Below are 5,787 nucleotides of genomic sequence, written 5' to 3' on the forward strand. Positions count from 1 at the left end.
GGGCTCGCGTTCGTTGCGGGAACGCCGAAGAAGTAACGCGACCACGTACGTCGCGAAGTGGTACACCTCACCCTGGGCTGTGAGGAACCTTTGAACAGGATTAAAGTAAGCCTGCATGAGGACCCGTACCCAGCGACTAGACGAATTACCCTTCACTTCGCGACACCGTCGCATGCTCGGCGGCGCCGGCATCGGTTGGGCGCTCGATGCAATGGACGTCGGGCTCATCTCGTTCGTCATGGCCGCGCTCACCGTGCAGTGGGGGTTGAGTCCGACCGAGAACAGCCTCATCGCGTCCATCGGGTTCGTGGGTATGGCGATCGGCGCGAGCGTCGGCGGGCTGCTCGCCGATAAGTTCGGCCGCCGCTACGTTTTCGCGCTCACCCTTCTCATCTACGGGTTGGCCACCGGCGCCGCCGCCCTGTCCACGGGCTTGGCGATGCTCATCGCGCTGCGCTTTCTCGTCGGACTCGGCCTCGGAGCGGAGCTCCCCGTCGCCTCGACGCTGATCAGCGAATTCGCCCCGCGCAAGATTCGTGGGCGCGTCGTCGTCGGCCTCGAGGCGTTCTGGGCGCTGGGCTGGCTCCTCGCCGCGCTCATCGGCTACTTCGTCGTGCCCATCGGCGACGACGGGTGGCGCTGGGCGTTGGCCTTCGGTCTGGTTCCCGCCGTGTACGCGCTGGTCATCCGCTTCGGCATGCCCGAGTCTGTGCGCTTCCTCGAATCCCGGGGCAAGCACGAGGAGGCCGAGGAGGTTGTGCGCGGCTTCGAGGAGGCCGCCGGTCCCGAGTACGGGCGGTCGCCCAGGGAGCTCGACGGGCACTCCGCGCAGGGCACGCAGCCCGAGAACCTCGAGCAGCCGACGGAGCACCCCGAAACGTTGTGGTCCCGCCGCTACCGCGGCCGCACGCTCGCGCTGTGGGTCGTGTGGTTCGGCATCAACTTCTCCTACTACGGCGCGTTCATCTGGCTGCCGAGTCTGCTCGTCGCGCAGGGCTTCGACCTGGTCAAGTCTTTCGAATACACGCTCATCATCACGCTCGCGCAGCTGCCCGGTTACGCGGCGGCGGCATGGCTCATCGAAGTGTGGGGCCGCCGGCTGACCCTCGCCGTATTCCTCTCCGGCTCCGCAGTCGCCGCCGGCCTGTTCGGGCTTGCTGACACCCCGGGAACCGTCATCGCCGCGGGAATGGCGCTGTCATTCTTCAACCTCGGCGCGTGGGGTGCGCTGTATGCGATCGGCCCCGAGCTGTATCCGACCGCAACTCGCGCCTCCGGCACCGGGCAGGCGGCGGCGTTCGGGCGCCTCGCGTCGATCCTCGCCCCGCTGCTCGTACCGCTTCTTCTTGACGGCGGCGGGCAGGTACTCGTCTTCGCCGTGTTCGCCATCGCCTTTGTCATCGCCGCGGCGGCCGCATTTACCCTGCCCGAGCTCAAGGGGACCGCCCTGGAGGACTCCGGAGCAGCGAGTCGGGAGCCCGCCCGCCGGGGTTGATCGGCACGTCCGGCGTCATATTCGGATGGGGATTGTGCCCCCGCGTGCCACCCGCAACGGGTGCGAACCTGCACGAAGCGACGAGTCGTTCTAAGATTTGCCGTTGGCGGCATCTGCGGTCAGCGCCTGCCACGCGCCACAAGCGCGAGGCGACTACCGTTGGGACAGACGCGAGCGAAACTTAGGAGAGTCCATGGCCGAACAAACGAACATCGACGGGCCGATCGAGCCGTACACCATTACCGGCAACGAGCCCGTTATCAACGACGATCCGGCGGAAGTGAGCAAGCATCGCGTCGTCGTCATCGGGTCCGGGTTCGGCGGACTTTCCGCGGCGCAGCAGTTCAAGGGGCGTGACGACGTCGAGGTGACGATCGTCGCGCGCACCGGCCACCACCTTTTCCAGCCGCTGCTCTACCAGGTCGCCACCGGCATTCTGTCCGTCGGCGAGATCGCGCCGTCGACGCGGATGATCCTGCGCGACCAGAACAATGCGCGGGTCGTGCTCGGCGATGTCGAGAACGTCGACGTGGAAAACAAGACCCTGTACGCGGAGATGGGTCACGTGTCCTTCGCCGTGGAATACGACAGCCTCATCGTCGCCGCGGGCGCCGGGCAGTCCTACTTCGGCAACGACCATTTCGAGGTCTACGCGCCGGGAATGAAGACCATCGACGACGCGCTCGAGCTGCGTTCGCGCATCCTCGGCTGCTTCGAGCAGGCCGAGATCACCGAGGACGATGAAGAGCGCCGCCGTCTGCTCACCTTCATCATCGTCGGCGCGGGGCCGACGGGCGTGGAGATGGCCGGGCAGGTCGCCGAGCTCGCGCATAAGACACTCACCGACAGCTTCCGCGCGATCAACCCGGCGGACGCACGGGTGGTTCTGCTCGACGCGGCGCCGCTCGTGCTTCCGCCCTTCGGCGAGAATCTCGGCGGCAAGGCCCGTCAGGCGCTCGAGAAGCTCGGCGTCGAGGTGCAGCTCAACGCAATGGTGCAGAACGTCGACTACGACGGCATCGAGGTGAAGGACTCCAACGGTGAGGTCCGCCGGATCTCGGCGTCGTGCAAGATCTGGTCCGCCGGCGTCGCCGCGAGCCCGCTGGGCAAGCACCTCGCCGAGCAGACGGGCGCCGAGGTCGACCGCGCCGGTCGCGTGATGGTCAACGAAGACTTCTCGCTGCCGGGGCAGAAGAACATCTTCCTCATCGGCGACATGGTCAACCTCAACAACTGGCCGGGCGTCGCGCCGTTCGCGCAGCAGGGCGGCCGCTACGTCGCCAAGCTCATCTCCAACGAGCTCGACGGGGCCTCGCCGACGCAGCGCAAGCCGTTCAAGTACTTCGACAAGGGCTCGATGGCGACGGTTTCGCGCTACAGCGCGGTGGTGAAGGTCGGCAAGTTCGAGATCTCCGGGTTCGTCGCGTGGGTCATGTGGCTCGCGGTGCACCTGGCCACGCTCGTCGGGTTCCGTAACCGCTTCATGGCGATCGTGTCGTGGGGGATGCAGGTCAACGGTAACCGTCGCGCGCAGCTCACCTCGACGAAGCAGTGGGCCTATGGACGTCAGGCGATGATGCGCCTCGAGGACAAGAATTCTTCGGGGAGTTAGGGACGTTCGATAGTTCAGTTCGACGGCGGTGCCGCAGCGTGAATGCTGCGGCACCGCTTTTTCGTGTGAGGCGTTCGGGCTGCCGGAACAGGCCCGCGTGGGCGGTGCCGGGCTGGCAGGATGGGCACGTCCGACGTCATACGTGAGTAAAGGGGACCACCCATGGCCGCTACGCCCGAGCAGATCCGCGCGACCGCCGAGACCTACATCGCGGGGCTCAATGCCTCGGACCCGGAGGTGCTCGCAGGCGTGTACGCGCAGGACGCGACGCTCGAGGATCCAGTCGGCGGGGGTTCCGTGAACGAGGGCATCGACGCGATCCGTCAGTTCTACGACAACCTGGCGCCGCTGGATATGAAGGCGACGCTGCTCGAGACGCGGGTGTGCGGCAGCGAGCTGTTGTTCAACTTCGAGTTGGTCACGCGATTCGACGAGAACACGGCGACCACGATCAACGTGTGGGATCTCATGGTGCACGGCGAGGACGGCAAGGTGACCTCGATGAAGGCCTACTGGGGCGCCGAGAACGTCTCGTAGCCCGCGCGCGGGCGCTAGCATTGAGACCGTGATTACCTCGATTGTTTTCGTTCAGGTCGACACCGCCCGCATTCCCGAGGTGGCCGAGGCCATCGCCGAGCTCGAAGGCGTGTCCGAGGTCTACTCGGTGACCGGCGCGATCGACCTCATCGTGCTCGTGCGCACGCGCACCCATGAGGAGATCGCCCAGGTCGTGTCCGACAAGCTCAACAAGATCGACGGGGTCCGCGAGACCGAGACGCACATCGCGTTCCGGGCGCTGTCGAAGGTCGACCTGCAGGCCGCATTCTCCATCGGGTTCGAGGACTAGGGTCCGGCGCGGAGCTGCCGCGAGGCGGTGCCAGGCGCCGAAACCCCGGGCAGGCCTAGCCGGCTTGTTTCTCGATGTGCTGGAGCAGATCGTGCACGGCGGGGATCGCGCGATGGAGTTCCTCGCGCTTGTCCTCGGGCAGCTCCGCGATCGTCTCCGCGAAATAGGCCTCGCGCTGTTGCGTCGATTCCTTGACCGCGCGGCGGCCCGCCGGCGTCAACGCGACATTGACCACCCGCCGGTCGTGGTCCGTCGAGACGCGGCACACGAGTCCGAGCCCCTCAAGCGTGGACACCGCGTTCGAGACGGTCGGAACGCGCACATTCTCATACCGCGCCAGCTCGGTCATCCGCAGTGAACCGTGCTTGGACAGCGTGCTGAGCATCGACAGCTGCGAATGGCTCAGCGGAAAAGTCGAGCGATTGCGTCTACTCAGCAGCTCGAACCGCATCACCAGAGTGCGCAACTGCTGCGCGATCTGCCCCGCCTGATCATTGTCGTCGCTCGGCGCCTCGGTCGTACCGCCCTCGCGCCACGTATTCGTCTCCATATTCTCCCCCTAAAGAATTAAATTCGATAGGAGCCTGCGAGCGACGGATATCGCGTCCGGTCGGAATGCTTTCGCGCGAGGAACAATATTTTGCCCCGCCCCCCAGCGCTGCGAAAACATCGCCCGAAACGCCGGCGATTCCCGTCTTTCGTAAAGACCCCTACTGCGATGACCCACATCCCCCGTTGGCCATCGAACACTTAATCAACATTAGCGTTGTAAATCGTGAAAGTCATTACCCGGCAGCATCATTCGCGAGATTTTCACAGGCTTATGACGTCGGACGATCGCAATTTCCCATGCCCGGAGCCGCCTCGCCTCGGACGGACGGTGGGCATTCTGGCGAATAGGCCGATGAAGAACGGTAAGTCGTGGTAAACCGAGTAGCCATGGCCAATCGACTCGAGATCGCGTCCACGGTGCACGGAAACCCGGATGCGCCCACCGTGATTCTCATCCACGGCGTCGTCCACCAGCAGCACGCCTGGGACCCCGTAGTCCCGCTGCTCGCCGAGAAATACCGGGTCGTGACCTTCGACCTGCCCGGCCACGGCGCCTCCGGCGCGATCCCGAAGGGCACGAACCCGATCCCGTATGTCCTCGATTCCCTCGCCGAAATCATCGAGGAGCTCGGCACGCCGGGGGAGAGGCCTCACCTCGTCGGCAATTCGCTCGGCGGATATGTGGCGCTCGAAATGGGCAGCCGAGGCCTGGCCTGCGGCGTGACCGGGATTTCGCCCGCCGGTTTCTTCCGCAACCGCTTCGAACTCAAGCACGCCGAGCAGGTGTTCCTCGCGCTGAAGAAATCGGTCGGGGTGATCAAGCCACTGGTGCCGAAACTCTCGGCCAACAGGGTCAGCCGGTCGGTGATGTTCGGCGTGTTCTCCACCCACCCGTGGAAATACCCGGCCGAGTCGATGCTCATCGACGCGAACGCGCTGGCCGAGAACACGTTGCTCGACGACCTGCCGGACCTCGATTTCACGTTCTCCTCGCCCACCGACCGAAACCTCCCGATCACCATCGCCTGGGGCACCCGCGACCTCGTACTGTTCGCCGGGCAGCGCCACAACGTGCACAACTATTTCCCGCAGGCGCGGATCATCCCGATGCGCGGGCTCGGGCATGTGCCGATGTCGGACGATCCCGAGCGGATCGCCCAGATCATCGACACCTCGGCCGCGCGGTCCTTCGCCCGTGAGAAGCGGCTGGGAAGCCTCCGCGATAAGAACGGCGAGCGATAGGGTAGGGGAGTTCCCCTTTCATTCGGATCGTCCGGCACG

General features: G+C 65.4%; 6 protein-coding genes. 5 read left to right on the forward strand and 1 reads right to left on the reverse strand.

What is annotated here, in order from left to right:
* The first annotated feature begins 115 nt into the window (after positions 1-115).
* The 4 genes from K8V11_RS10170 (at position 116) to K8V11_RS10185 (ending at position 3,954) form a co-directional block, all read left to right on the forward strand.
* Positions 116-1,495 (forward strand): MFS transporter, encoded by a 1,380-nt coding sequence (locus K8V11_RS10170; RefSeq protein ID WP_303913591.1) that lies wholly within the window; start codon positions 116-118, stop codon positions 1,493-1,495.
* Positions 1,496-1,688: 193 nt separating this feature from the next.
* On the forward strand, positions 1,689-3,107 hold the full coding sequence (locus K8V11_RS10175; protein ID WP_303913594.1) for an NAD(P)/FAD-dependent oxidoreductase: 1,419 nt from the start codon (positions 1,689-1,691) through the stop codon (positions 3,105-3,107).
* Between the two features lie 162 nt (positions 3,108-3,269).
* Complete coding sequence (locus tag K8V11_RS10180; RefSeq protein WP_303913597.1) at positions 3,270-3,644, forward strand: nuclear transport factor 2 family protein; 375 nt, start codon at positions 3,270-3,272, stop codon at positions 3,642-3,644.
* A gap of 28 nt (positions 3,645-3,672) precedes the next feature.
* Positions 3,673-3,954, forward strand: coding sequence for an Lrp/AsnC family transcriptional regulator (locus K8V11_RS10185; RefSeq protein WP_067470828.1), 282 nt, complete (start codon positions 3,673-3,675; stop codon positions 3,952-3,954).
* A gap of 55 nt (positions 3,955-4,009) precedes the next feature.
* Here K8V11_RS10185 and K8V11_RS10190 read toward each other — a convergent pair whose 3' ends face one another.
* A complete protein-coding gene (locus K8V11_RS10190; RefSeq protein WP_303913600.1) occupies positions 4,010-4,504 on the reverse strand; it encodes a MarR family winged helix-turn-helix transcriptional regulator in 495 nt (164 codons plus the stop codon).
* A 389-nt stretch (positions 4,505-4,893) separates the two neighbouring features.
* On the opposite strand from K8V11_RS10190, the gene K8V11_RS10195 reads away from it, so the two are divergent.
* On the forward strand, positions 4,894-5,748 hold the full coding sequence (locus tag K8V11_RS10195) for an alpha/beta fold hydrolase (RefSeq protein WP_303913603.1): 855 nt from the start codon (positions 4,894-4,896) through the stop codon (positions 5,746-5,748).
* Positions 5,749-5,787: the final 39 nt, after the last annotated feature.

This window comes from Dietzia timorensis, from assembly GCF_020742175.1.
GTDB classification, from domain to species: Bacteria; Actinomycetota; Actinomycetes; order Mycobacteriales; family Mycobacteriaceae; genus Dietzia; species Dietzia timorensis_A.